24 protein-coding genes are annotated in these 26,738 nt (G+C 44.5%); all 24 read right to left on the reverse strand.

The genetic code is table 11. From position 1 onward, the window contains the following. Positions 1–70: 70 nt before the first annotated feature. Positions 71–2,044 (reverse strand): ABC transporter ATP-binding protein, encoded by a 1,974-nt coding sequence (locus QFZ78_RS07970; protein WP_307546476.1) that lies wholly within the window; start codon positions 2,042–2,044, stop codon positions 71–73. Next, positions 2,041–3,090 carry a M42 family metallopeptidase gene (locus tag QFZ78_RS07975; protein WP_307546477.1) on the reverse strand — a complete coding sequence of 350 codons (1,050 nt, stop codon included), beginning with the start codon at positions 3,088–3,090 and terminating at the stop codon, positions 2,041–2,043. The genes QFZ78_RS07970 and QFZ78_RS07975 overlap by 4 nt, the downstream gene beginning before the upstream one ends. A 264-nt stretch (positions 3,091–3,354) precedes the next feature. Then, positions 3,355–3,645: a Dabb family protein gene (locus tag QFZ78_RS07980; protein WP_307546478.1), complete on the reverse strand. Its 291-nt coding sequence runs from the start codon at positions 3,643–3,645 to the stop codon at positions 3,355–3,357. Positions 3,646–3,658: 13 nt separating this feature from the next. Further along, positions 3,659–5,215, reverse strand: coding sequence for an ABC-F family ATP-binding cassette domain-containing protein (locus tag QFZ78_RS07985; RefSeq protein ID WP_307546479.1), 1,557 nt, complete (start codon positions 5,213–5,215; stop codon positions 3,659–3,661). Between the two features lie 201 nt (positions 5,216–5,416). Then, positions 5,417–6,910 carry a DUF6382 domain-containing protein gene (locus tag QFZ78_RS07990; protein ID WP_307546480.1) on the reverse strand — a complete coding sequence of 498 codons (1,494 nt, stop codon included), beginning with the start codon at positions 6,908–6,910 and terminating at the stop codon, positions 5,417–5,419. A 13-nt stretch (positions 6,911–6,923) separates the two neighbouring features. Next, the gene (locus QFZ78_RS07995; protein WP_307546482.1) at positions 6,924–7,433 is read right to left on the reverse strand and encodes an A24 family peptidase; all 510 of its coding nucleotides are present in this window, start codon (positions 7,431–7,433) and stop codon (positions 6,924–6,926) included. Between the two features lie 34 nt (positions 7,434–7,467). Beyond that, positions 7,468–8,133: a TadE/TadG family type IV pilus assembly protein gene (locus QFZ78_RS08000; protein WP_307546484.1), complete on the reverse strand. Its 666-nt coding sequence runs from the start codon at positions 8,131–8,133 to the stop codon at positions 7,468–7,470. Between the two features lie 16 nt (positions 8,134–8,149). After that, positions 8,150–10,441 (reverse strand): hypothetical protein, encoded by a 2,292-nt coding sequence (locus QFZ78_RS08005; RefSeq protein WP_307546486.1) that lies wholly within the window; start codon positions 10,439–10,441, stop codon positions 8,150–8,152. Positions 10,442–10,455: 14 nt separating this feature from the next. Beyond that, on the reverse strand, positions 10,456–11,484 hold the full coding sequence (locus QFZ78_RS08010) for a TadE family protein (RefSeq protein WP_307546488.1): 1,029 nt from the start codon (positions 11,482–11,484) through the stop codon (positions 10,456–10,458). Further along, entirely contained in the window at positions 11,450–11,677 is a 228-nt protein-coding gene (locus tag QFZ78_RS08015; RefSeq protein ID WP_171647036.1) for a Flp1 family type IVb pilin, read from the reverse strand. Before QFZ78_RS08015 ends, QFZ78_RS08010 begins: the two co-directional genes overlap by 35 nt. Before the next feature lie 15 nt (positions 11,678–11,692). Next, positions 11,693–12,547, reverse strand: coding sequence for a type II secretion system F family protein (locus tag QFZ78_RS08020; protein WP_307546490.1), 855 nt, complete (start codon positions 12,545–12,547; stop codon positions 11,693–11,695). A gap of 16 nt (positions 12,548–12,563) precedes the next feature. Next, complete coding sequence (locus tag QFZ78_RS08025; protein ID WP_307546492.1) at positions 12,564–13,436, reverse strand: type II secretion system F family protein; 873 nt, start codon at positions 13,434–13,436, stop codon at positions 12,564–12,566. Further along, on the reverse strand, positions 13,433–14,695 hold the full coding sequence (locus tag QFZ78_RS08030) for a TadA family conjugal transfer-associated ATPase (protein ID WP_307546494.1): 1,263 nt from the start codon (positions 14,693–14,695) through the stop codon (positions 13,433–13,435). Before QFZ78_RS08030 ends, QFZ78_RS08025 begins: the two co-directional genes overlap by 4 nt. Further along, the gene (locus QFZ78_RS08035) at positions 14,692–15,807 is read right to left on the reverse strand and encodes a nucleotide-binding protein (RefSeq protein ID WP_307546496.1); all 1,116 of its coding nucleotides are present in this window, start codon (positions 15,805–15,807) and stop codon (positions 14,692–14,694) included. Before QFZ78_RS08035 ends, QFZ78_RS08030 begins: the two co-directional genes overlap by 4 nt. Before the next feature lie 259 nt (positions 15,808–16,066). After that, positions 16,067–16,579: an acyl-CoA thioesterase gene (locus QFZ78_RS08040; RefSeq protein WP_057302375.1), complete on the reverse strand. Its 513-nt coding sequence runs from the start codon at positions 16,577–16,579 to the stop codon at positions 16,067–16,069. Positions 16,580–16,685: 106 nt separating this feature from the next. Then, complete coding sequence (locus tag QFZ78_RS08045) at positions 16,686–18,326, reverse strand: serine/threonine protein kinase (protein WP_307555549.1); 1,641 nt, start codon at positions 18,324–18,326, stop codon at positions 16,686–16,688. Between the two features lie 86 nt (positions 18,327–18,412). After that, on the reverse strand, positions 18,413–19,450 hold the full coding sequence (locus tag QFZ78_RS08050) for an SAM-dependent methyltransferase (protein WP_307546498.1): 1,038 nt from the start codon (positions 19,448–19,450) through the stop codon (positions 18,413–18,415). A gap of 23 nt (positions 19,451–19,473) precedes the next feature. After that, complete coding sequence (locus QFZ78_RS08055) at positions 19,474–20,247, reverse strand: ABC transporter ATP-binding protein (protein WP_307546500.1); 774 nt, start codon at positions 20,245–20,247, stop codon at positions 19,474–19,476. A 21-nt stretch (positions 20,248–20,268) separates the two neighbouring features. After that, positions 20,269–20,622, reverse strand: coding sequence for a cyclic-phosphate processing receiver domain-containing protein (locus tag QFZ78_RS08060; protein ID WP_307546502.1), 354 nt, complete (start codon positions 20,620–20,622; stop codon positions 20,269–20,271). A 42-nt stretch (positions 20,623–20,664) separates the two neighbouring features. Continuing rightward, positions 20,665–21,492: a deoxyribonuclease IV gene (locus tag QFZ78_RS08065; RefSeq protein ID WP_307546504.1), complete on the reverse strand. Its 828-nt coding sequence runs from the start codon at positions 21,490–21,492 to the stop codon at positions 20,665–20,667. Between the two features lie 15 nt (positions 21,493–21,507). Beyond that, entirely contained in the window at positions 21,508–22,317 is an 810-nt protein-coding gene (locus QFZ78_RS08070; RefSeq protein ID WP_307546506.1) for an Fpg/Nei family DNA glycosylase, read from the reverse strand. Between the two features lie 458 nt (positions 22,318–22,775). Further along, a complete protein-coding gene (locus QFZ78_RS08075) occupies positions 22,776–24,152 on the reverse strand; it encodes a ribonuclease H-like domain-containing protein (protein ID WP_307546508.1) in 1,377 nt (458 codons plus the stop codon). Next, positions 24,149–24,427: a hypothetical protein gene (locus QFZ78_RS08080; protein WP_307546510.1), complete on the reverse strand. Its 279-nt coding sequence runs from the start codon at positions 24,425–24,427 to the stop codon at positions 24,149–24,151. The genes QFZ78_RS08075 and QFZ78_RS08080 overlap by 4 nt, the downstream gene beginning before the upstream one ends. Further along, a complete protein-coding gene (locus QFZ78_RS08085; RefSeq protein WP_307555551.1) occupies positions 24,424–26,670 on the reverse strand; it encodes a DEAD/DEAH box helicase in 2,247 nt (748 codons plus the stop codon). The genes QFZ78_RS08080 and QFZ78_RS08085 overlap by 4 nt, the downstream gene beginning before the upstream one ends. Positions 26,671–26,738: the final 68 nt, after the last annotated feature.

A 26,738-nucleotide genomic window follows, 5' to 3' on the forward strand; every position in this document is an offset into this window, starting at 1 on the left:
TATAGGGATCTTTAATCGAAGATTAAAGTCTCTCCTTTTTGGGATCCCTGATCGGAGATCGAAGTCTCTCCTACTTGTTTCGTTCTATTTCCTCTAGCAACTCAGATAAATAAGTCCATCTTTCCATCGCCGCTTCCAAATCCACTGCCGTTTGCTGCTCTTGCTCATACAGTTCGCGAACACGGTCAAAGTCGCTGCCTGCCGCTTCAATTTGCTTTTTCAAGCTAGCCGCTTTGTCTTCCAGAGAAGCTATCGTACTCTCAATTTCGTCCCATTCCTTCTGTTCTTTGAAAGTTAGCTTCTTGGGACGGTTCGCATTCGATGTGCCCCCTGCTGCAGCAGGACTACTAATAACGGCTGCTGAAGCTTTGTTGGAACCGCCATTAGACTTGGAAGAGCTTTCATGACGTATCAACTCTTTCCGATTCTGATCAGCTTCTGCCTGCTCCTGCTTCTCTTCCAAGTAATCGGAGTAGTTACCAATGTAAGGCTCGATCTGACCTTTGCCATCAAAAGCAAATAGATGCGAAACCGTACGATCCAAAAAGTATCGATCATGGGAAACCGTTATAACGGCTCCAAGAAATTGATCCAGATAATCTTCCAGTATGGTCAAAGTTTGGATATCCAAGTCGTTGGTCGGCTCATCTAGAAGCAGTACGTTGGGTTCTCCCATAAGTGTACGAAGCAAATAAAGTCTGCGCCGTTCACCTCCGGAGAGCTTTCCGATTGGCGACCACTGAAGGGTTGGCGAAAAGAGGAAGCGTTCGAGCATTTGCGACGCCGAAATCGTCTCACCATCAGCTGTGCGGATCTGCTCAGCAGCCTCTTTGATGTACTCGATGACGCGCATCTTCTCATCCATCTCGACGTTCTCTTGCGTGTAGTAAGCAAGCTTCACCGTCGTGCCGGTCTCGATCGTCCCGCTGTCGGGTTGAATACGCCCGGCGAGCATGTTCAGCAGTGTCGATTTGCCGCTGCCATTCGGACCGATGATACCGAGGCGATCCCTCGGCATCACGATGTAGCTGAAGCCGCTCAGCAGCGGCTTCCCGCTCTCGAAAGCTTTGGTGACGTCTTCCAGCTCCATCACCTTCTTGCCAAGGCGGCTGCCAGCCAGCGCCATGTCAAGCTTCTCCCCGGGACCGTCCACCTTGCGGTCCCGTAATTCCTCGGCGCGCCCAATGCGCGCCTTTTGTTTGGTCGTGCGCGCCTTCGCGCCGCGACGAAGCCAAGCCAACTCGCGGCGCAAAAGATTCTGCCGCTTATCTTCGCTGGATGCTTCGGACTCCATCCGCTCCGACTTCTTCTCGAGGAACCACTCGTAGTTCCCCTCGTAGCTGTAGATCTTCCCCCGGTCCAGCTCTAGAATGCGGGTGGTTACCCGCTCTAGGAAGTACCGGTCATGGGTAACGAGCAGCAAGGCGCCGCGCCATTTGCTAAGGAATTCCTCGAGCCAGATGGCCGTCTCGTTATCAATATGGTTCGTCGGCTCATCGAGAATGAGCAGGTCAGCGGGCTGAATGAGAACACGCGCCATGGCAATGCGTTTGCGCTGACCGCCGGACAGCTGGCCGACGGGCTTGTCGAACTCGCTGATGCCTAGCTTCATCAGCACGGTTTTGGCCAAGGTGCTGGCTTCCCAGGCACCTTGCTCATCCATGCGCGACTGGGCGCTGAACAGTCGCGTTTGTTTCTTTTCATTGGAGGCGTCCAACTCCAATTCAGCAAGCGCAAGCTCATAATCGCGCAGCGTCTTCATGAGCGGCGTATCGCCGTGGAATACTTGCTCCAGAACCGTGGAGTTCGGATCGAACTCCGGGTTCTGCGGCAAGTATTCCACGCGGAAATGGTTTGCGTGCACGAGCTTGCCGCGATCCGCTGTTTCCAGCCCCGCCAGCAGTTTCAGCAGCGTGGACTTGCCTGTTCCGTTCACGCCAATGAGACCGATGCGCTGCTTCTCGTTCACCGTGAATGAAATATCATCGAACAGCACCTTGTCGCCGAATGTTTTGGTTATATTGACTGCACTAAGTATATTCATGCGTGGGCCGGCTCCATGATATAGGCCACAAGAAGAGCTGCTGTATTCACTACAGCATCCATATGCGTTCTTTCCATGCTATGTGACGCATGAACACCTGGTCCTATCAACGCAGCACGAATATCGCGTCCGCCTCTAAGCGCGGCAGATGCATCTGAACCGTATCGCGGATAAATATCAACGGCATAACCGATTTCCAGCTTCTCGGCCAACTCAATCATTTTCGAAGTCATCTGATAATCATAGGGTCCTGAGGAATCCTTCGCGCAAATCGATACATCACGCTCGCTTCCGCTCAAATCATCACCAAGAGCACCCATATCTACAGCAATAAAATCTGTAATATCATCAGGGATAAAGGAAGATCCATGACCAACCTCTTCATAATTGGAGAAGAACAGCTTGATCGTATATTCAGGCTTCAGGCCCTCATCTTTGATTAGCTTTAAAAGCCCAAATAAGGAAGCAACACTCGCTTTATCATCCAAATGACGCGACTTCACGAAGCCATTTTCCTTCACTTGTACGCGCGGATCGAACGAAATATAATCCCCCACTCGAATGCCTAGATCTTGTACCTCTTTCTTGGACTTTACAAGCTCATCAATACGCACTTCCATGTTGGCTTCATCCCGTTTATACTCTCTTGCGTCTTCATACACATGCACAGATGGCCTCGAAGTCAGGATAGTCCCATCATAAACACGTTCATCGCGCGTATGAATTTGAACATATTCATTTTCAATAGCGCCCATCATAAATCCGCCTAATGAAGTGATTTTCAAAGTGCCATTATCTTTGATCGAACGCACCATAGCGCCGAGTGTATCCACGTGTGCAGAAATGCCAATGACACGGTTTTGATTGGTACCAGGAATCGTCACAATGCCGCAGCCCTTATTCGTATATGTAAGCTCAAATCCGAGCTTATTCACTTCTTGTTCAACTTTTTGCATAATGTGGTGCGTGTAACCAGTTGGGCTTGGAGTCCGCAGAAGCAGCTCTAGAATTTCTGTCATATAAGCTTTATTTAAGTTCGTTTTCAATCGGGATTCCTCCCTTTTCTATTTATTAGATTTCCTCTAAAGACATGAGAAAACCTCTATCGAGGCCATTCAAAGATGAGCGACCGCGTTTAGAGGTAGGTTTTATCGCCAATAAGAAAGCGGTTTTCGTGATCCGAAAACTTATACTTTCTTATGTGGTAAAAAACAGTGCAGCCTAGGTTTCATAAGCAAGTTAATGACATAGGTCACAAACAAGTCTCTTCTAGTGATACTACACTGTTCCCCTATGTTTTTCAAACTAGATTAGCTTACATAATCAACGCAAATGGACGTTCCATCAAGGACTGTCTTCATATGGGCCTTCACTTCTTCATGAACGGGATGAGTGTCATAGACCTTGAGATCCTCTAAGGAATCAAATTTGGTAATCAAAGCAATATCATACGAGCGTTCCAGATGCAAAATGTCGGTTCCAACTTCGATATGCCGCAGGACCGGGATTTTACCTTCCATGTTCGTAAGTATAGCCTTTGTTACTTCAACCGCTTCCGGACTGCGATCTTTGAGCTTAAAAAACACAACGTGAGTTAACATGAATGATTTCCCCCTAATTGGTTACTTTTGCAGACCACTCTTCAACATCCCACACTCTTGTTACCCAACCTTCATAAAATTCAGGTTCGTGACAAACAAGTAGAACGGTACCTTTATATTCTTTCAAAGCCCTCTGAAGCTCTTCTTTGGCAACGACGTCCAAATGGTTCGTCGGCTCATCGAACAACAACCAGTTGCTTTCTCTCATAAGAAGTTTACAAAGCCTTACTTTTGATTGTTCACCACCGCTAAGCTTACTCATAGCACGTGTGATGTGCTCATTTTTGAGCCCTACCCTTGCAAGTGCCCCTCTGACCTCATTTTGAGTCATCGAAGAGAACTCGTTCCATACGTCATCGATCGGAGTCATGTTCGGTGCTTTAATTTCTTGTTCGAAATAGGCAGGACTCAAGTAATCTCCACGGAATGTTTTGCCGTTAAACGGCTCAAGCTTACCAAGAATCGTTTTGAGAAGTGTAGATTTACCAACACCGTTGCATCCGACAATAGCAATTTTCTCGCCGCGCTCAATCGTTACATTCATCTTCGGTAAAAGAGGACGATCATAACCGATTTCCAAGTTTTCCGCCTCAAAAACCACTCTGCTGCTTGAACGTGATTCCTTGAACACAAAAGTCGGCTTCATAGCCGTCTCTGGACGCTCAATTCGGTCAATTTTATCAAGTTGTTTCTCCCGGCTCTTGGCACGGGTTGAAGTTGACGCCCGCGCTTTATTACGCGCGATGAAATCTTCTTGTTTTTTAATGTACTCTTGCTGCTTTTCGTAAGCGTCAATATGCTGTGTTTTGTTCATTTCAGCCATATCAAGGAATTTCTCATAATTCGCTGTATAACGTGTCAGCTTCGTGAATTCCAAGTGGTATACCACGTTAACGACTTCATTCATGAATTCCGTGTCATGGGATATCAGCATAAAGGCAAACGGGTAATCTTTGAGATACATTTTCAACCATTCAATATGCTCAACGTCCAAATAGTTGGTCGGCTCATCTAAGAGAAGAACAGTCGGTTTCTCTAGGAGCAATTTAGCCAAAAGAACTTTCGTACGCTGTCCACCACTAAGAGAAGTAACATCACGGTCTAGACCAATGGCATTAAGCCCAAGACCGTTACCCATTTCTTCGATTTTCACATCCAGCATATAGAAACCGCCGATATCCAAACGCTCTTGAATTTCGCCCATTTGCTCCAGAAGAACCTCAAGCTCTTCCGGTGTGGCATCACCCATTTTTTCGGTAATCGCCATCATCTCCTTCTCCGCTTCAAAGAGAGGAAGAAAAGCATCGCGCAGAATATCACGAATGGTTTTGCCTGGTTCTAACACGGAATGCTGGTCCAAATATCCGTAATGTACGCGCGGCGTCCATTCAACCTTACCTGTATCTTTAAGAACTTTTCCGGTTAATATATTCATTAACGTGGATTTCCCCACGCCATTAGCTCCAACAATACCGACACGCTCGCCAGCGAGCAGACGGAATGATACATTTTTAAATAACGTACGATCTCCAAAGCTATGGCTTAAATCTTCAATTGTCAAAAGACTCATCTCTTAATTCCAAACTCCTGTCTATTTCGAAGATAATCGCACATACTCGCGACTTCTTATTATAACACTGCTCATGCAAGACAGGAATAGGTAAATTCATCTGGGAAGCGTATTCATTCGCTTTTATACAAAACTATGCAGAAAAACGCCCCCATTGGGACGTCGCAGTTAATGCCAAATGATCGTGATATTGCCTTAATCTCACAACCGAAATCTAATCTCCTGCCGCACAATTCGAATCTCGTCCCCATCTTTCAACGGGTAGGACTGATAAGTAACTAATGGTTCGCCATTTAAATAGGTTCCATTCGTTGATCCTGTATCTTTAATCACATAACCTTCTTCAATCTTAATTATTTCAGCATGTATTCTGGAAGCTCCCGCTTCCTCCAAAACATAATCGACCTTCAAACTGGCATCGCCTCTGCCCATTGTAAAATGATCGTTATTCAGAGGAAACGTTTTAGTAGTGCCTTCGATTTGCCATTCAATTCTTGCTCCTAACGGTTGATTCATTAGCCTGCCAAGGAAAACGGTAGCGTTTGGCTTTTTTTGACTGAGCAAGGTCGTATGCATATGTAAATTTTGATAATAATTTTGTATATTGGTCGGTTCAGGTGATGGTGCTTCTAGCTTTTGATCCAGTTGCCTTTCTACAACCGGGAAGATGGGCAGGTTAACACCACTGCTTTCTTTCGTGTATCGTTGAAAGCGAGGTAATCCTAAAAATCGAATAACAAACCAAACATTCATGAGTAAAATTGAGATTCCTGAGGTTATTTGCAAAGTACTTGTAGATGGGTATGTAAAATAATTCTGCCATAGAAACGCTATTAGCAGAATAACAACAGCAAGGACTATCGTTCGTGACCGCCCCGATAAAGAGGTAAAGGAGACCGGAAGTCCCTCACTTCTTTCTTTCATACTCGCCTCTTTTTTGGGTTGAAGCTCCTCAATTGAGTTGTTTAGAATAACTGGCTGATGTAATTCATTCCGATTCCATAGTGGCTTAGGCAAGCCGTTTACTTTTACAGGAGGCATTTGCGTATTAGGACGAATTTCTGGCACTTGCTCGTTATCATGATTAGATGCCTGATAAGCTTCTTGCACGGGTAGATGTTCGTCCATCAGAGCGAGCAGATTCTCCTTATATCCTTGCAAGCTCCGATTCCGCGATAATGACTCCATCCACGAAACTACCACGGTCCTCTCCTCATTGTTCAATTTATGTGAGAGTTGTTTCATCAAAGACTCAAGTGATTTGGATACGGATTCTTCATCAGCGGTAGGTTCAAGCGGCACATAAGTCAGAAATACATCCGACCAATCACTGCCAATGAAGATGAAATTATCCCTCAAAACGTATCCAGATTCAAAAAGCATGTAATTTTTACTTTCTCCTAGTGCACAAACAATTGCATACATAAGCTTTGCAAAATGCTGTTTAGACAGCCCCTCCACTTTCAGAACATGGGACAGCATTCGTTTAGCTGACAAGTTATACAGTAAACTGATGCGGAAATCCACCTCTTGTATTTCGAGCTGTAGAAGGTTCGGTACATCGTTAGCTTCAAGCATCCTGACCTGCAAAGTCGAGAGCGTTTTCGAATCCAAACCATCTTCCTTATACAACACCATATAATGACCATGTCGATATACAAATTCATAACGAAGTCCAAATACTTCTTGCGTCATGGATTCACCTCTCTCATAAAAACGAATAATACCAAGTCAGTGCAACGCCCGGTACAACTGCGTACATAAACGGAAATTTCATGTTTTTTTGATGCTTCATTCCTAGCAGACTACCCATGTCTTGACATACAACAATTGAAACCAGCCATGTGGCAATTTTATGACCTGTTTTTATCATCTGTTTGCGGATAAAGAGCAAAATAAGTCCGATAACACCTGCACATAAAATGGCATAAAGCATCGATTGAAGGACGAATGTAAAACCCATCATCGCCCCAATGGCAGCAAATAGCTTTACATCACCTGCACCAAGAGCACCAAAAAAATAAAGCAAAAGAAGAGCCGTAAAACCAGTAATTGCACCAATCACAGCAAAAAACACTCCGCTCCAACCTTCCGTACATGCGTGGAATATGAAGCCAATCATTGTTCCACAGAAAGTAATCTTGTTTGGGATCCGTGATTGACGTACGTCAATCACAAATGCAATGGCTATTAGTATAAATAAGATCCAATGAATCAAGGAAAAAGGTCCCTCCTAAAAGTTTCTAAAGGTCTTAGGCGCCTATCCATGCCCGCTCAAAAGCCTTCTTCTTTAATATGATCGTGTGACTTATGAACGGCAGAGGAAGCTTGTAGGTTATTTGAGCTTCTATACCAAAAAAAGCATCGCCACCGCTTTCCATACCCGGGAGAGTCACAGAAATGACCTTAAATTTCTCTTTCTTCATGATGGTTTGATTGCAAAATGCATAAACAATCGGTGTGAAGGCCGCATGAATACGCGGCTTAACTTGACTCTCGTAAAGCTCATCCAGTTCTTCTTGAGCCTTCCCCTCTCCTAATTCACGCTTTTCTTTTTCCCATTTAACAAGCTCTAGGAGTGAATTCGGGATGTAAGCGGCATATTCATCAGCCAGATTCTCAGTGTTCTTCACTTGATCTCGAGCCGTTTGTACACGATCTACAACTGAACTCATCATTTCACCTGCGTGGCTCTGATCGAATTTCGATTTGGCTTCTTGGACAAGAAGCCGTACAGGGTATAATTGACCGGCAACCGACTTTGTTGCCTCCGATACCCCGGCTTGCAGCTCCATTTCTAATACGGCAATCTGAATACATATGATAAGACCAATCACAAAGGCTAAAAAGAACGGCAGCACCAAAGAAGCCTCCAACACCACGCCGCCATTCTGCTCATGGTGAAACTTTCGAAGCATAAACAGCCCCCTTTCTTCAATAAGCTACAGCTGAAGTACTGCTGAACTGGCACCGATTCCCTTGCACTTTACACCCTAGTAACCCAGTTCCATCCAGCATCTTCATGATTTGGGGGATAAACCACAACCTCACTTCGCTTGCTCCGTTTCCCTGAATATAAGTCGTTTCTTGAACCAAATACTTACCAGTATCCAGTTCTATAAGTGCCTGCATTCTAGCCATAAGTTTCGTATTATTACTGTGTAAAAGTAGAAAAATGCGTAAATAGTCTTTGTAGGTCAAACTTAAAGCTGATGTTGTGATTTTCGCAGATAACTCTACCGCTTCACCTTTTGTTAATTTATTCATGTCTTGAAAAGCTTCCAGCGCGCCTTCCGCGGCAGCCGCCAAGAGCACGAGTAAAGGTGAGCCTATACCGAGCAGCTCTTTTTTCGGATCTAGAAGTGCCTCTACTGTGCGGATCGCCATACGGAATGCAAACATTTCCGCATAGGCGGACGAAATATTAGCAACGCAAGAGGAAAATCCATATAACAGATATTCCACCTCTTGATTTGCCAACTTATGCGAACCTGGATCCACCAGCTCATTGGATAATTTGGGCTGACCCGCAGAGTCTTTTTCCAATCCATATGTGCGGTAATTAAATTTCGTAAGCGCAAATTCATTCACATAAAGCTCATTTCTCATCGATTCCGCTGCGTTATTAAACGCCTCAAGCATCCCCATCGCTTTTAGGCTTACGGGTTCTGGTTTCTCTAAATCATAAGCAATCTCGCTGCCAACCATCGTATCTTGAGCATTTGCTTCCCTATACTTTTGGTACAATCCTTTATCCTCTTCTACTTGTCCGGCATCCCCCTGAAGGCGGTTGTACAGTTCAGTGTCAGTACTTTGAGTATTCGGCAAGCTGCAAGAACCGATTGATTGTTTCGCTTGATCCAAAATGGCTTGAATCTTGTTTTTTTGCAGAAGCTTATTCGTTGCCATTGCCTCATTTTTGTCCATTCTTGTCTTTTCCAAAACACTTTGCTGTTTATTAAATTCACTAGATTCAGAAAAATAAGCATTATTCGCTAGGTTTGCTCTACTTGTATTATCAGATGTGTATAGATATACGGAGGTAACAACTTCTTGGAACGCAGTAAATAACGCACTAATGCTGGCTATGGCTGTCTGATATCTGTAGAAATAATCATCACCCATAACAGGAACATGTTGAAACACTTCATAGGCACCAGAGGCTCCACCTTGTGCTCCACTTCCCGAACTTTGAGCTATCTCATTTAATTTCGTACGTATCTCGTCATTTCGCTGCTTTGCTAATCGTAGAGCTGGTTCAATGGTTTGCTGTAATAGTTGGATTTCTCTTCCGTTAGCCGGCACCTCCAGCTTCGTAGCAGCTAGGAGTGCTGCGTATTTAATGATCAGTTGCAACAACGCTTCTAGCTCATTCAACTTCTGGGCGAAGACCTGTGCCTGAGACCCTAATATTTGTTTAGAAGCTGCGAGGGATTGTATGCCAGCCACAGCGCCAGGTCCAGCTTGGCTTAGCGCTGCTATTGACATATCCAGATCTCTCATGGAATCTTGAATAGATTTCAGCTGATTTTTCACTTCTAGAATTTCGCTTCTCACTTCATCTGCTGTATGAATGCCGATTTGGGCAGCTAATTCGTCTAATTCGGTGATGCGTTTTTGATAATAAGCATGATACTTCGATATTTCTTCAATCAGCTCTTCGCTGCTCTGCCAAGCTTCATCTAACGCACTTTCTCTTTGATCAATGAGTTTTTCAAGCACCGCCGCTTCTTTAGAAAACTGGGACCCAAGCTGAAAAGGGGCTTTCGTCCCGCTTTTCCGAAACTTATCGGTAATTTCAAGTGTAAACTCGATGGGAGCCTTGATCTTCATATCCTCCAGTACCTGCCGCTCAAAAATCGTATGACTTGCCAATGTGTACACAGGGGTAACACGCATGCCATTCGCTACGGGTCTTGTATCCACATAATGAAATGCGCCTGGCGACACTTGATTTGACAAATTACTTGCAAAAACCTTGCGAAATAACGCCTCTGATTCATCCTGCGAAATGCCAAGACCATAGAGCCCCATCGCTTGCAGCTCTGTATCGTAAGCTGACATAACCGATCGCGCTGCGGCCTTGACCGCTGATTCCGTCTCTTTTTCCGCCAGTTTAATTCTTGCGAAGTCAATGAGTACAGCTTGAAATAAGAAAATTGGCACAATAATGAGAATCAGATAGACAGAAACTGCACCTTTCTCTGACCGAATAAATTTCCTCAAAAACTCCCCCCTTCCTAATTGTGGATGACAACAACTATCCCTTTACGCTCCAGCTCCTTGCGAAATGAATGAGAGGGCATTCCTTTACCGCTGGTATCTTTTTTGAAAAAGTGCCATACGATGCCCTTCACTTGTGTCCTTTCATTGAGAAGCTCTATATCCTTAGGCATTTGCTCGGTGCGAAGCTGAAACTCCGTCATATTGTAAAAAGCTTGATGACCAATACCTCGAGCATCCAACGCATCTACTGTTCTGCTTTTTCCTGATGTTGTGGTCAAAATAACCTCTGTACCTCCAACCAGTGCCTTCAAATAGGCCGCGGCTTGGCGCTCTGATTGTATGGACACACTGGGGCCTGATAATCCACCTTGAATGGGCTCTACGAGAGCCTCTCTCGCCTTTTGAGGGGAAATTCGGCCTTTAATCGCTTTGAAATACGTACGTGTAATATCCGTTAATCGAATGAGTTCAACAGGCTCCACAACATGTGAAACGGCCCTGCCAGTTGTTTGCTCAGAATCCAACCATCTCTTTAGCTGCGTCGGCATAAGAAATGACTTTTGCAATTTCACTTCTACCTGATGGTCAAAAAGATAGTTGGCGTATTTTGCAGTTCCCGTCACACCTTGCGGCAGTAAAGCTGAGGTTTTGGCAAGTTTGCTCTCCACGTGACCACTCGCACTGCTCGAGGGAATAATGACTTCTGTTGCGCCACTCCCACTCAGCATTCCGAATAAATCTGACACACTATCATGTGTAAGTCGCCAATAAAGACCATCTGTTTCACTGGGGTTATAGTTTCCTGTCACCAAATCTTTGTGGCTGTTATTCCACGTAAAGGCAAGACGCTCTGCCGCAGTCCTCGCAAGCTGCTGAACAAATACGCTCTGATACGCATACATGCCCACAAAAAGAAGCGTAACCGTACAAAGTAGAATCAGCGGAAATACAAGAGAAGCTTCTAAAGTAAAGCTTCCTTCCTCATTTACACGGAGACTCAGTAAACGCCTATGGCGCACAGCTAGTTGTTGGACTAGGCGCACAAGGAACAACCGCGCTGTTGTCTTTTAAATCAGAGTTGGCATCCCCAATTAGCTTCTGGAACCACGAGACGATCCATTTTCTGAATATAATTGCTATAGCTACAAGCACAGCAACAATCAATAAAATCTCCAAAGTGCCTAATCCTTCTTCATCTTCCCAAAACTGTTTCAGCCAATCTAACGCCGTTTTCATCTCTACATACCTCCATTATTGTTTCATCATAAGTAAAGCTGGGGCCGCTACGATGACCATCACGACAACGAAAATGAGGACCATGGGAAATACAAGCTTCGATGATGCTTCTTCACCTAATGTTCGTGACACCGACTTCCTTCTTTGCCAAAGATCCAACGAAAGTGCATGAAGCGCTACAACAAAATCGCTACCACCTCGCTTATAGTTCAGCAAAAGAGTAGAAGTAAACACTGACACTTCATGAAGGGCACAGCGTTTGCTGAAATCCTCCATTACTTTTGCAAAGGATACATTCATCTCCAGTTCATGAACAGCTTGTGCAAGTTCTTTGTAAAGTGGTGTTTGTGCTTTATGCGGCCGGGCCTCTACACAACGAATCCATGCCCGATTTACAGTCTCTCCTGCGTTTACGAGCAGCACGATCGCACTCAATATTTCAGGCAATTCAAGGATCATCAGCTGCTGTTTCTTGCGGATTTTCGCATCTAAATCACGCACCATGATCATGGGAACGATAGCCGCGGTTAGCAAACCAAATCCAAACAGAGAACTATCTCCACCGGCAAGAATGGATAGCAGAGTTAGAATTACTAAGCATAAAGTCGAAACCGAGATAAGCTCTGCAAGAAACCATTTACTGCCATGTGCAGCGAAGCTTCTCCCATGCAGTGTAATTAATTTATGATGTACTTTTGCCGTAAAATCGGGTAATTTTTCCATCAAATTAAGCTTGTCTATGAGCAAGTAACTGTAAGGTAACAGCAGCTTTATCTGGAACGGATAAGGGTGAGCTTTGATAATCTCAGCATACTGGACTCGCCCCCAAAGGAATAATAGGATACAAACGGCAATCTGAGTTATAAACACAATCGTGATCCACATGCTACACCTTGATATTCATGATTTTTTGAGTGAGTACATAGCAAGAACCAAGCAGCAACAAGCTTGCAGACATGATAAGTACACCACTGCCTGTATAAAGAGGATCCATATACTCTGGAGAAGAGAACGCAAGCACGGCAACAATAACGATCGGCGCAAAGAGCAGTACCCTTGATTCAAAACGTTTCTGTGCAATCATTACGGAGATATCCTGTGAAATTTCAAGCTTTTCGCCAATCACCGCAGCAGTTCGTTTCATAACCTCCACCAAGTTGCCACCCGTCCGCTTACAAGTTAAGAAAACGTCTGTGAAGCTTCTTACATCTTCTAGATGACTGCGATCCGCTAAATTTTTCAGAGCTGTTTCAATGGGCTCCCCATTCTCTACTTTTCGGCAGATAATACTAAATTCAACGACGATCAGGCAAGCGGGATCTGGATACAGCATCTTCAAATCTCCTAGTGCCTCTCTAAATGCTGTTTCAATCGACTTACCAACCGTCATGGAGGAGGATAGGCAGCTTAGTGCTTGTTTAAACTGTACATACAATTTGTTTTTACGTAATTGAATTAATTGTTGCTTACGTATTCGGGGAAATGCGAAGCCTACCGCAGCCAATACTGCAGCAAGAACGAAGCTTTTGTAGAAAATGTAGCCTACAATGAACGCTGGTATGGCAAGCATCAGGATAGCACTTACTTTTTCCTTGGAGGTTAGTTGATAGTGGTTATAGTCAATTAAATGGTTAATTGCAGACGGGTGCTGGATGGGCTGAGATTCAGCTCTCTTAGATGTTCCTTTTCTTCGTTCCAAATACAAAAGAAAAAACCAGCTGAACGCTCCAATAATGAGGAGAAGCAACAAAATCTTCATCCTGTATCACGTTCTTCCTGAACCTGTTTAAACCAATCTGGCAGCTTCTTTCCAGCCATTCGAATTTTGTGCATATGGTGCAGTCGGTTTCCGGTATAAGCGAGCTCACCAATGACCTTACGATCCACCGTTTCCCCTTTTTCATCAAATAGGAAAAGTGGATGCAGTTGAACCTCACCATCCTTCACACCTAGCACCTCATGAATTTCTGTGACTCTACGAGTACGATCACGAATTCTGCTTACATGAACCATAACATCCAGCGCTGAGGCAATTTGCTTACGAATGACGTCTACTGGAAGTTGGGCTCCACTTAGCACCATCGTCTCTAGTCGGCTGAGCATGTCAACAGATGTATTCGCATGTCCTGTGCTTAAACTTCCGTCATGCCCAGTATTCATCGCAGCTAGCATGTCGAGTGCTTCCGCTCCGCGAACCTCCCCAACAATAATCCGATTGGGACGCATTCGCAGCGAAGAACGAATAAGCTCTCGAATCGTGATTTCTCCTTTCCCTTCGGTATTGGCATTTCTAGTTTCCATTCTCACCAAATTAGGTACAGTCTGTATCTGAAGCTCAGCAGAATCTTCAATCGTAATGATGCGTTCGTGTGGGGGAATCCAAGCACTAAGTGCATTTAGAAATGTCGTCTTCCCAGAACCTGTTCCGCCACCAATAAAGATATTAAAGCCTGATTCAACCATTACTTGTAGAAGTTCTGCTGCCTCCCCCGAGATACTTCCCATACGAATCAAATCTGCCATTAGCAGGGGCTTTTCCGGAAATTTACGAATCGTTAAAGTGGGACCACTCAAAGAGGCCGGCGGAAGTACGATGTTGACCCTCGACCCGTCAGGCAGACGCGCATCGACAATTGGTGTTGCTTGATTGACGATCCTGTTCACTTTAGACACAATCATCTGAATGAGATCCTCAAGCTTCTCTGCACTTTCCAAAGGATACGGATATCGCTCAACGGCGCCCTTCCTTTCGAAAAAGATGCACTCATGCCCATTTACCATGATCTCTGTCACGGATGGATCATCGATCAACGGTTGAAGAATATCCAAGCCCCTGAATGAATCAAAAACTCGCTTTACCAAAGCCTGCATCTCGCTTGAAGTCCAACCGTGTTCTCCTGCTGCGCTGAAAACGGTCTCCTCAATAAGCTCAATTAATGTGACATCGCTGACCGTGCTGGAAAGATCAATCCTCTCTTTAATCTGCTGTTTCAAAGTGAGAAACAAATCATGATTCATGAAGCAGCAGCCCCTTTCCTATCCGAAGAAGAATGTCCTTTTCCTATGTGAATAGCAGTGAACATGTCATACGTCTGTTCTGAAAACAAGCCGGATTGCCAGATCTGTTCTGGGGCGCTTAAAATTTTCCACTCGGGGATATACGGAAGCCTATACGTTATTTCCTTACCCAAACCCGAGAAATCATTCGTTTCTTTGCCTGTATATTTATTGATAACGAAATGTACATTCTGCAAGGAGCCCATTTGCCTCTGGAGCGCCTCTGTTTTATATAAATCATTTAAATCGTCCCGCACAATCCAGATGATATGGTCACTGACATCCAAACTTTTTACAATTCTCTGATGCACAGTGGCATCTAAATCAACAATGATGAAGTCATATTCGTTCAACGAGATCAATGATTCAATAAGAAGACGGACATGCTCGCCGCTCATTTCTTGCATCTCCCTGATTTGATCTTTGGGAGTCAGATAATCGATACGCAGCCTAGAGTCGTGGGATTTGAGCAGCTGCAGCTTAGGTCCCAACAAGTCAGGCGTGCTTTTCATGTAGTATAAAAGCTGTGAAAACCGTCCTAAATCCCCCTGCAGCCACTGAGAGGCTGAACTAACCAACTCCAGGCTGAGATAAAAAACCTGTTCACCGCGAAAAGATAACTGCTTCGCCAAATGAACGGCGGTCATCGTTTTCCCACTATTTCCGCTGCTGCTGTACACAGATAGCACTCTAGTTTTTTTCGTCCCATGACCCGCATCAAATCTATGCTTTTCCGTATAAAAGGCCTGAAGGTGCGATATTAATTGGTGCAGTGATTGAAAACGATATAAGAACGGAATCTTCGTCTCCGCTTCTTTGGAATTTGCAATCGTTTCACTCAAAATCATTTTGCATAAGGATGTACTCCGATTCATCAAATAGGGGTAATATGCCTCGGATAGTAGCAAAACACCTTCTAATTGCTGATTCTCAAGCACCTCTAGGACCAATTCTAATTTCGAAAAAAGCTTAACTTGTATTCTCTCCGCAAACTCAGAAGACCGTATGAAGGCAGCAAGTCGCTCTGCGTAAACGATGTCATCATCTAAGACGTAAAGTTGAAATTTTTTCATTCCTACCTCCTTTATATCAGTTATGAAACCTTGGCATACACACCACTGGCAATTAGAACAAAGCTAATAACGGTGAGCACAATGGCAATGCGAAGGGTCGTCTCAACCTTCATGCATCAGCCTCCTTCGTGATTCGGAGAAAACAAAAAAAGCACGCGCCGATTGAGGAGATCTACGATCTCCACGATCAGCGGTGCTTCCGCTTGTCCGATTTAATTTATCCAAATTGTACCACATTTTAAAAGAAAATCAATCCCTTTTATTCCCAAGGGTATTTCATTGTGAAGAAGCTCGCCAGCTTCTTACTTTCAACTCTTCGTAGACGTCTCATTTCTGCTCGATGTGGCGCTGATTCATGCAGCTTTTTCTCTTCTTCCGTCTCTGGAACCACATCTGGAACTTCAACAGGAACTTTGTTATCATCGAGTGCAACGAATGTCAGGAAGGAGGTTGCTGCTATTTTTCTTGCCCCTGTTTTCAAATCTTCAGTTACAACTTTGACGAAAACCTCCATCGAACTTTTGCCTGTCCATGTCACGAATGACTCCAAGCAAACCGAGTCTGACGTATGTATAGGCGACAAAAAGTCAACAGAATCCGTTGAGGCTGTCACAACAGACCTCCGGCAATGTTTATGTGCGGCAATCGATGCGATATCATCAATATAGGACATCAGCTTACCACCAAATAGCGTGTTGTGATTATTTACATCGGTCGGAAAAATTCGTGACGTCTTGAAACATCTGGACTCTCTAGCAAAGCGTTGTTCCATATGTATAGCCCCCTCTATCTGCTTCTAAATGAAATATGACTCATCATAACACAATTAAGGTCATTTGGTTATAACTTGAGAATCGATTTGCAATTTATTAAAGGGGCTAACTAAGCTTTTTGAATCGTGAGAATAATGATTTACTCCCCTTCAGACTACTTTTTCTAACTGTCTCATTCGGCAGAATTTCTCTAAGCAAAGGGCTCAGTGCATCTTTCAACGTTTCCAATACTTCAGTCTGATCTTGAATACATTCCCCTTTCCAAACAGCACGCATAACCTCAGCACGCGGTATTTCAGGCAAGGTGCATAACGGTGCCGTAGGAAGCGAATCTACCCATTCATTCCGGAAGTGTCCCGGCATCGTACCGTTCGCCACATAATGCACCTTTTTGCCACGCTGCTGATACGTATCAAATCGATTGAAATGTGCTCGCGAACTTGGGCGATTACACTTTCCGGGAGAGGCGTCTACAACTACAATGATCTCATCCGCACTGTGACAAAGTTCTTGAACAGAAGGATCTTCCCAATGCGTGGATACGTCCCAGATGACGATCGGTTTTTTTATCGTATGTAGAAGTTTGAAGGAATCCGAAGGATGCCATGAGCTTTGAAACCCCTCAGGATGAAGGGGTACCCATGTCGTAAACCCGTTGGTCCATGCTGAAATCGCTACTGACGTTTGGTCACTTATGAGATTCGACACGAAGGAGTAATCCTTAGGAGCCTTGCGATCGCCGTAAAGGAGCATATACAAATCAGGTTCAATTGTTGGCTGCTCAACTAGCGCGTTTGGAATGTGCAAAGAATGAAGAATTCTTGCCAATGTAATTGCCATGAATGTCGCACCTACCCCTGCAAATAAACCGCCAATAACAATTAATTTATCAGTTGTTGAAGTGATGAATGGCGTGTGCGGAGTCAACGTATCTGGGGTCATAGTTGATTCGGAATAGATGGAACGAAGTCTCATTTTTACTTCCATGGCAGATTGACAGCGGTTTTGCGGGTGCTCTTGCAGGAGTAATCGTACAGTGGAGGTTAAGACATCTGGTAAATCTGTTCGTATCTGTTCCAACGGCTTTTGAGTGATATACGCATATTGGCCGCCCGATAATAAGTAATACAGCATGGAACCGAGCGTAAATAAATCAGTGCGCGCATCGGTCTGTAAGCCTAAAAACTGCTCGGGAGCCGCAAAGCCAATCGTACCCATTTGCATGGTATCAGATTGTTTACCGTGTTTGAATTGTCTGGCAACACCAAAATCGATTAATCGAACTTGGTTCTGCTCATTTAACATCACATTGGAAGGCTTGAGATCGCGGTAAATAATCGGACGAGGCTGAAACGTGTGCAAATAGTGAAGTAAATCGCATAGCTGAAAGGCAACATGAACAATTTTCGCTATGGGTAACTCGCGACCCCTATCTTCGAATAAATCTTGCAACGTTGGCCCTTGAATATAATCCATAACCAAGAAGCCTTTTCCATCCTCGGTTGTAAAATAATCAACTAACTGCGGCAGCTGGGGATGTTGAAGCCTAGCGAGCATTTCCGCTTCTTCCAGGAAGAATGTCATATCATCGGCTTCGAAAGGCAAACATTCTTTCACTGCCCATTTCTTCCCTTTTAGCTTCAAATCTTCTGCTAAATAAACATGACTCATTCCACCTTGACCGAGCAAGGCTTCAATTCGATATCTTCCCCCTATACATGTTCCAATCCAGTTTTGTTTATTCATCAATAAATAAATGACCCCCTTATCAGGTAAGATTTACCTTGATTATAAGAGGGTCTTCTTTATAAATCTACATTTTTTTCCACATTCTACGTCTTTTGCAAATAAAGTGTCAATTCTTCCCGATTGTGAAACAATTGTTTGGCTTTTAGCAGAAATAGCGTCGGCTCCAAAATCTTCAAAACATCACGAACCGTTTGGAACGGTTTTTTATGCATGAGCTTGACCGTAATGATTGCCGTTCCCCCACTTTGTAAGGAATAGAGCAAATCAGCGACTAAACGCCCCATTTGACGTGGATCCCAGCTCATATCACAGACGAGCAAATCAAACTCATTTTCCCTCAGCTTTACATCGCCAGCATTTTTCTTAAGAATCGCGAGAAGTGGGTTGCCCTGAAGTCTGGGACTCATGGATGCAGGGTCAATAGCCGTAACACGCAAGCCGCGCTCCAAAAGTAACGATGTCCATCCACCAGGAGCAGCGCCAATATCTAGTGCCGTACGGGCAATGCTGAAATCAATACCGAATCGTTGTTCCGCTTCCAAAAGCTTGAATTTAGCACGCGAGATTTGATCCTCTTCCTTCATAAATCGGATCGCACCGCCTGACCAATCAGACAAATTGTCGGTAGGCTTGGACAGCCCCACGAATAGCTTCTTGGCGCTAATATACACGGAAATGATTTGATCCGCATACCGAACTACGGGCTCAGCCTGAATCTCAGAAACCAATATTTCATCTAAAGCTGCCTTGACGGTGAAAGGTGCATAAGGTACATCCGCCCGCTCTTCTTTGCGCACTTGGGTGGCTATTTTCTCGCCTGAACCAATAATCCCTGAAGAAATGGCATCTCTTAACCAAGACTTGAGATGTTCGATATCCGCATCCGTACGGCTCAGGTCCCAGTCTTGACTCACAGGCTGAACGTGCCTAAGAAACATAGGCTCCTGCTCTTTAAGCGTTGTGATCATATCTTCTGTACCCTCGGGCACTTCGAATATAAACACCTCAGTCGGCACCAACAAAGTAAACTTAGTTAAGGGAAATAATTTACGAATTTCATCTTGTGCATATTGAGCGAACCCGTGATTCGAGGTACCAATGTATGTCGTTAAGTGTGTCATAGCCGCATCCTTTATGTAATGTACTATCTTGATTCAATAACCTTAAGCCATGGTCGTTCTTGGAACCACTCCAACGTGATATCGATTCCAAAGGCTCGATGAATATTTTCTGGAGTCAGTACTTCTTCTTTGCGCCCCGCCGCAATGATTTCACCTTGTTCAATAATAGCAACATGCGTAAATAAAGGGATTATTTCTTCGATATGATGCGTCACGTAGACGACCGTAATGTTTTGCTTGCTGAGGTCGTTGACATCTGTAAGAAAACGTTCTCTCTCGTATAAATCTAATCCAGCCGCTGGTTCGTCCATAATGAGAATGGAAGGCTTCATCATGAGCGATCTGGCAAGCATGACTTTTTTACGTTCTCCTTGCGAAAGACTTCCTAAAGGCTGATGAGCTAAATGAGGAATGCGGACACGCTCCAACATGACTAGAGCACGATCTTTCACCTCTTGCGGTATTTCCTGATAAAACCGTAGGTAGGCATATTCACCCGTAGCGACAACTTCGAGAACGGGGTCATTTAGGTTCAATTTTTCGAACAAAGACTGTGAAATATAGCCGATTTTCTTGCGAACTTCCCTCACATCACATTGACCATACCGGTTACCCAGCACGTCTACCGTTCCCCGACTTGGGAACTCGTATCCATTCATCATTTCAAGCAATGTTGTCTTACCTGAACCATTACGGCCTAACAATACCCAGTGTTCACCTGGCTGAATGTGTACATTCACATCCTGTAAAATATGACGTTCTCCTCTAATAAAATGAATACCGGATAAATGGATCATTTGCGGTCGATTCCTTTCTGACTACGGCTCACTCGTATATGTACCTTGTGCAATCTGCATGAGCAAATCGTCAGGAATTCGGTGAGGGTATAGACTCATCCCTTCGGGTTTGGCCGTGTAAAGCATTTGATACATTGCCGTACAAGCCGAGGGACTGGAAGTATGAATATAAATTGTTTTGGGAAATTTGCGCTGTTGCGTTAACCAAATGACGACGTCCATGCCAGTCTCCATCGTAGACCAACCCAAATCATGATCTAACGATAAAATATCAACATCAAACTCCTGGAGCAGTAAAATGCATTCTTTGACATCTTTGGCTAAAGTAAATCCTTGGGGACAAGGTCGCAAGTCATCTAAGTATACATGAATCATGATCGGATTTCCTTTCCTATTCATGATGAAATGAATGAAGTACTAGTATACCAAAGATTTCACCAGTGCAATTTCCTGAGCATGTGTACCGTCACTTCCTGAACCTGTTTCAAGAACGATGGGAATTTGTTTCAAATAGGAAGAGCCTAGCATTTGCTGAAAATTCTCACGGCCAATATAGCCAGCCCCAATATTTGCATGGCGGTCTCGGCGGGAACCATAAGGATGGACAGAGTCATTCAAATGAACAGCCTTCAGATGCGGAAAATAGTCAAGCTGTTTCCCCTTGGTCTCAAGCTCTAACCAATTATGCCCTTGCCATAAACCACTTGCAAATGCATGACACGTATCCAAGCAAAATCCAATCTTTTCTGGAACTCCGCTAAGTTTGCGCACTTGAACCATTTCTTCCATGGTTAGCCCAAGCTGAGCACCTTCCCCAGCTTGATTCTCAAGCAAAATCAATGAAGAACCCTCATATCCCTGAGCAGCGCTATTCAAACATTGTATTATATTTTTATAACCTTGTAACGGGTCTTTTCCAATATATTTTCCAAAGTGCACCACTAATCCTACCGAACCGCAGGCATCCGTAATTTCCAAACCATTCCTCAAAAGCTTTATCATATGTTCGCGTTCAGCCTCATCAGCCGCTGGGTTCAAGGGATACGGAGCGTGCCCAATCGACAACATGCCGTGTTCTTGGCAAAATTGCGCGCATGCGCTTGTATCTCTTTGATTAACTAATTTGGTAGAAAGACTGCGCGGGTTCATGGGAAAGTATTGAAATGCATTTGCCCCTATAGACAGAGCGGTTTTGGCCGCACCTAAATAGCCGCCACGCGTACTAACATGAGCGCCAATAAACATCAGGAATCAGCCCTTTCACGCTTGACAATTAGCACAGTAGAAGCATTTGCGGCTCGAAACTTCTGTCTTTATTAGTGGATGTCCGCAGCGCAAACAAGGCTCCCCTTCTCGATCATATACGCGACACTTAGCATCAAATTGCCCTGTCAAACGGTCCCCAACAAACAGAGGCTCGTCTATATATCCCCCGAATTGAATAGCTTCGAGAAGAACCGAGCGCATGGCCTGAAATAAGCGATTTTGCTCTTCTTCTGTCAGTGAGGACAGTTTACGAAGTGGGAGAATACCCGCATAAAAGCATATCTCATCGGAATAGCAGTTCCCGATCCCTGAGAGAAACGATTGGTCAACAAAGGATAATTTCAAGTTGCTTTTCTTACTTTTCAACACCTGCTGGAACTGTGGAAAAGTAAAGCTGGAATCCAGTGGCTCAGGCCCAAGCTTGCCTAAAAGCAGATCAACCTCAGGCCGTGTATGCATGTGCAAATATCCTAACCGCAATCCAATGAAATATAAGTGCTTCGTGCCAAAATGGATCACAACTTGCGTTGTCCGGTCCGGCTTCTCATCCTCCGTTCCATAGAACATCCAACCACCAAGCATTAAATGCAATAACAAAACTTCACCTGATACCAAGTGAAACAGCAAATGTTTAGCTCTGCGATCTATCCGTACAATACGGTTTCCAGTTAGCTTCCGAATGAAACTATCCGGCTCCACATTCAATGATTTCGGACGCGTAACTTCCGCCCCAGTGATTGGCGCGCCTTGGATCAATCGCGTCAACTGCTGACGATACGTTTCCATCTCTGGAAGTTCGGGCATGGTGAACTCTCCTTGCCTTTTTCTTCCTTGTATAACCAAATGACTGGGAAAGTAAACGGAACTACCTTACACAACCTTCTGGATGGTGTTGGAGAATTCTTGGTGCTTTTGGTGTTTCTTTGTGCTCGTAGTGCTGCTTAGCTCTTCTTAATGCTTCTTGCTTTAAACTAGGCGCTCCCCTGATTTCTCTTTTGACAAAACATAGATGCTGCCTTCGACATGAATTCAAAAATAAGAGCCCCTAGAGACTCTTATTTCAATCTTAATCGTATGAAAATGAGCAATAGCAGTCTTTAGGGACTTCTATTGCTATGGAATGCTATCAAAACTGGTGAAAATGCTTAAATTAGGAGCCTCTAGGAGCTTCTATTTCTTGTTCATTGATGAAAAATGAAATTTAGCAGTCTCTAGAAGCTCTTATCAATGTGTTAAATAACTAGAATTGGCGTCCATCCCCATTAAATTAGGCCTTCACTAACGTAAATCGGCTTTATTTTGCGTGTCTTGGTTATCTCTTTCGATGTGTTCTTACCCTTCACAGCAAGTGATTTCATCTCAAACGGATGACTTTCAGCTTTCCTCAACTTACCTTTCAATCGATGGATACGTTTCTCCAGTGCTTCCTCGACTTCGTTTTGACGTTTATCTCCACGGTGAAGTGAACGGCGGCGCCAGAGCTTCGCCCAAGCCTCCTCAGCGTAAAATATCGCCTGAGCAAAGTTCTTCTCTCGATGTTCGTAATACATCGCTAGCTCCAAATAAGGCTCCAAATGAAGCGCAATGCTCACGTTTTTGATGACAATCCATCGTTTCCATAGTTCAACTGCGCGAAGATGCTCACCATTTTTCTTATAAAAAGCTGCTAACAGAAGAATGGCTGATTCTTGATCAGCTGGATTAGATGATTCCAGATCATTCATTAACCTAGCAAACAATTCTTCGAAATATGTCTCTGCTATTGTAGAACGACCCATTTTGTCTAGCCACAGTCCTGTTCGAAACAGTTCTTCTAGTTCGATTTCGGGTTCGATTTCGATTTTTTCACTCAGCAGTTTGCCGAAATGTATGGCAAGTGCTGCTAAAGTAACGATATCGTGCTCATTATGAACGAAAACACCTTCGAGTATAGATGGATTTTTCTCGGCCAGATATTGAAAATATAAAGCGGGTGCCATGGATCCCGGCACATCATCTACACGTTCAAAACCGAGGCGGCTCTCTTCAACTTTACTGAGACGACAAGATGGCAGCGTGTTTCGCCACAGGCTTCTCGAGGGGTAAAGAAGATCAAGCTGAAGCAGCTTCGTATCGTCCAATTGGAGTCGATTAAGAACATAACGATTTTTTAGAATAGGCCAATCGAATGTTCGGCCATTGTAGGAAATGATATGCGTGAAGCGCTCGAGCAGTTCTTGCAAATAAACAAGCATAGCATGCTCTTCCGCTGGGTTGCGAATCAAGAGCTGTTCTACCGTGAACAACTCACCGGTATAAAAGCCGATGCCGACCATGAACGGCACGTTGCCGCTACCTATGCCGAGTCCGGTCGTTTCGGTGTCGAAGAAGAGCAGCTCTTCGAGCCGGACGACGGCGTCACGGTCGTGAAAGCAGGACAGCTGCTGCGCAACATCGGCTAGCTCACGCAGCCGATACTTGCCGTGCACGCTGTCCGCACCGTACACACGGCGCCGCATGACGAACGAGCCGGCTGGGCTCGTTTCTACATGGGCGCCGAGCTGCGCCCACTCGCCGTCTGCCACAGGCAGGGTCGGCGGTGCAACCTGAGCCGCCGAAGGTCCCCGCAGGCGGCCCAGCCTCTCGCGGAGCCCGCTCATCGGGCACCGCCTTTAAGCTGCGGAACGACCCGAATGTTCATCGGATCGCGCTTCAAACAAAGCGGAGCCAGATGCGACAGGACGTGCGTAATGCCGAGCAGCGCATGCTGCATATCATTGGCCGAACACCCCGCCGACATCTCCTCGTTGAAGGTAAACCAATAAGATCTCGTATGCAGCTCTTCTTTGGGTAACCGAATAGCACTAGAACCTATGTTCTTGTGTGATCTCAAACGAATTTTAGTGTAGTAGGGTACAGAACCACGTATTTTCATATTACCCCCAACAATTCTATACTTTTTTGTTTTGCGTTAAGTCCCTCTATTTCCGTACCAATACATGAAGGGCAGCCGTCTTCACAGGGACATTTTCGTATTAAATTTCTTGCCGCAGCTTTTATATCGTCAAAACGCCTATAAACGTCTTCGGCAAGTCCAATACCGCCGGGGTAATGGTCATATATGAAAATCGTAGGCAGCTGCGTATGTTCGGCCCTTATTTGTGAAACTACGTGTATATCGCTTCGGTCGCACATTACATGAATTGGTACTATATGCCTCAGTACATTGGAAATTCCTAAAAGCAGTTGTTCCAGCGTTTTCGCCCCTAATGTCGGATCTACCTCTTTTAACTCTATCCAGGTCGCGCTGGTATGCAGTTCTTCTTCGGGTAGGTTAATTGGACCGTATCCGATATTTTCGAAACTGGTTAAGCGTATTTTCTTAAACAGCGTTGGCATGGCGTTTACTCGAACATCGCCATAATGAAGTGACGTAGTTTGTCTGTTTTCCGTCCGGTCAACTTCTAATACTATAAGCTTTACCGCCAGGTTTGCGTCCGTGTAATATTCTACATCGACTTCCCGTACGTAGGCCTTCTTATGCTCCCAGTCCAGCTTCTCAACTTGAAACTGTACCCCTTCATGAAGATAAATAGCTTCATCATGTAACAAGGTCATAGCGCTAAATCTGTCCATTTCCCCAATAATTTTTACATTCGCTACGTCCGACTGGTCGATTATTACTACATTTTCTTGGGCTGCCGAACGCAGACTTACTTCGCTTGCTGGGAAAGACTGATTCGCCCAGAAAAAAGAATCCCCTGCCTGGTGCAGTACCCTTTCTTCTACCAGGTATTCCAGAATGTCGGCTATCTCTAAAGGCCCGAATTCTTCCCCCTTTTTCAATGGAAGTTCATACGCAGCGCAGCGTAAATGATCAACAAGAATAATTAAATTTTCCGGGTTAATTCTCGCTGATTCCGGGGAACGGTCGAAAAAATATTCAGGATTTTGGACTATGTACTGGTCTATGGGTGTATTGCTGGCTACCATTAGGACCAGAGCTTCCCCATGCCGTCTACCAGCCCGGCCTGCTTGCTGCCATGTACTTGCTACACTTCCAGGGTAGCCACTCATAATGCAGACTTGCAGTTGACCTATGTCTACGCCCAATTCTAAGGCGTTCGTGCTCACTACGCCTAAAATTTCACCGTTCCTTAACCCTCTTTCAATTTCCCTCCGCTGACTTGGTAAGTAGCCGCCCCTGTAACCCCTTATAGATTTTGCCCCTAATTCATTCTTAACCAGTTCTTGTATGTGGCTTAAGATGATCTCTACTCGTACCCGGCTTCGGGCAAAAACAATAGTCTGTACTTTATTTGCTAAGAACTCCCTGGCTAAATGGTTTACTTCTACTGTTGCGCTTTTCCGAATGTTTAACGCCTTATTAACAATTGGCGGGTTATAAAAAACAAAATGCTTCCTTCCCCTTGGGGCGCCGTTATCGTCAATTAGCCGCATAGGCTTTCCTGTAAGCTGTTCCGCTAGTTCCTTTGGATTTGCTATTGTCGCAGACGTGCAAATGAAAAGAGGATTGCTGCCGTAAAATTTGCAGATTCGTTGTAATCTACGAATAACATTCGCTACATGGCTGCCGAAAACGCCCCTGTACGTATGTAGTTCATCAATGACAATGTATTTAAGATTACTAAATAAACTTACCCATTTCGTATGATGGGGAAGGATTGCAGCATGTAACATATCTGGGTTAGTAATTACAATATGCCCTACAGTTCTAACAAGCTGCCTAATTGCTGGGGAAGTATCACCGTCATATGTGAAGCTTTTTATATCAATGCCCATTTCCGTAATGATTTCGTTTAATTCGCTTTTTTGGTCTTGCGCCAGGGCTTTCGTTGGGAATAAATAAAGCGCGCGGCTTCCGTCGTCTTCGGCTACTGCCTGTAATACAGGAAGGTTATAACAAAGTGTTTTACCCGAAGCAGTTGGGGTAACAGCAACAATATTTTCACCTTTACGTACAGTTTCATAAGCTGTGTGCTGGTGAGTGTATAACTGTTCTATTCCTCTTTGAGCTAATGCGGCCTTTATTCTTAGGTCTACGCTTTCAGGCATTGAACGGGTCTTTGCTTCTTGCGGTTCAACTTCATGCCAATTTACTATATTTTCATTACTTTTTAATCCTTGTATTAAATCCGATAGGGATTTTTTTCTTATCATATTTTCACCACTCCGCATAGAACGATTGTTCCCCTATTATAAACGTCTCACACAAAATAAAAAAG

It is taken from the genome of Paenibacillus sp. V4I5 (genome assembly GCF_030817255.1).
Classification (GTDB): domain Bacteria; phylum Bacillota; class Bacilli; order Paenibacillales; family NBRC-103111; genus Paenibacillus_E.

Bases quoted from the DNA above. Each gene is read 5' to 3' on its own strand.
- QFZ78_RS07970 (WP_307546476.1), bottom strand. From the start codon at position 2,044: ATGAATATACTTAGTGCAGTCAATATAACCAAAACATTCGGCGACAAG.
- QFZ78_RS07980 (WP_307546478.1), bottom strand. From the start codon at position 3,645: ATGTTAACTCACGTTGTGTTTTTTAAGCTCAAAGATCGCAGTCCGGAA.
- QFZ78_RS07985 (WP_307546479.1), bottom strand. From the start codon at position 5,215: ATGAGTCTTTTGACAATTGAAGATTTAAGCCATAGCTTTGGAGATCGT.
- QFZ78_RS07990 (WP_307546480.1), bottom strand. From the start codon at position 6,910: ATGACGCAAGAAGTATTTGGACTTCGTTATGAATTTGTATATCGACAT.
- QFZ78_RS08000 (WP_307546484.1), bottom strand. From the start codon at position 8,133: ATGCTTCGAAAGTTTCACCATGAGCAGAATGGCGGCGTGGTGTTGGAG.
- QFZ78_RS08015 (WP_171647036.1), bottom strand. From the start codon at position 11,677: ATGAAAACGGCGTTAGATTGGCTGAAACAGTTTTGGGAAGATGAAGAA.
- QFZ78_RS08025 (WP_307546492.1), bottom strand. From the start codon at position 13,436: ATGAAGATTTTGTTGCTTCTCCTCATTATTGGAGCGTTCAGCTGGTTT.
- QFZ78_RS08030 (WP_307546494.1), bottom strand. From the start codon at position 14,695: ATGAATCATGATTTGTTTCTCACTTTGAAACAGCAGATTAAAGAGAGG.
- QFZ78_RS08035 (WP_307546496.1), bottom strand. From the start codon at position 15,807: ATGAAAAAATTTCAACTTTACGTCTTAGATGATGACATCGTTTACGCA.
- QFZ78_RS08040 (WP_057302375.1), bottom strand. From the start codon at position 16,579: ATGGAACAACGCTTTGCTAGAGAGTCCAGATGTTTCAAGACGTCACGA.
- QFZ78_RS08045 (WP_307555549.1), bottom strand. From the start codon at position 18,326: ATGAATAAACAAAACTGGATTGGAACATGTATAGGGGGAAGATATCGA.
- QFZ78_RS08050 (WP_307546498.1), bottom strand. From the start codon at position 19,450: ATGACACACTTAACGACATACATTGGTACCTCGAATCACGGGTTCGCT.
- QFZ78_RS08055 (WP_307546500.1), bottom strand. From the start codon at position 20,247: ATGATCCATTTATCCGGTATTCATTTTATTAGAGGAGAACGTCATATT.
- QFZ78_RS08060 (WP_307546502.1), bottom strand. From the start codon at position 20,622: ATGATTCATGTATACTTAGATGACTTGCGACCTTGTCCCCAAGGATTT.
- QFZ78_RS08065 (WP_307546504.1), bottom strand. From the start codon at position 21,492: ATGTTTATTGGCGCTCATGTTAGTACGCGTGGCGGCTATTTAGGTGCG.
- QFZ78_RS08070 (WP_307546506.1), bottom strand. From the start codon at position 22,317: ATGCCCGAACTTCCAGAGATGGAAACGTATCGTCAGCAGTTGACGCGA.
- QFZ78_RS08075 (WP_307546508.1), bottom strand. From the start codon at position 24,152: ATGAGCGGGCTCCGCGAGAGGCTGGGCCGCCTGCGGGGACCTTCGGCG.
- QFZ78_RS08080 (WP_307546510.1), bottom strand. From the start codon at position 24,427: ATGAAAATACGTGGTTCTGTACCCTACTACACTAAAATTCGTTTGAGA.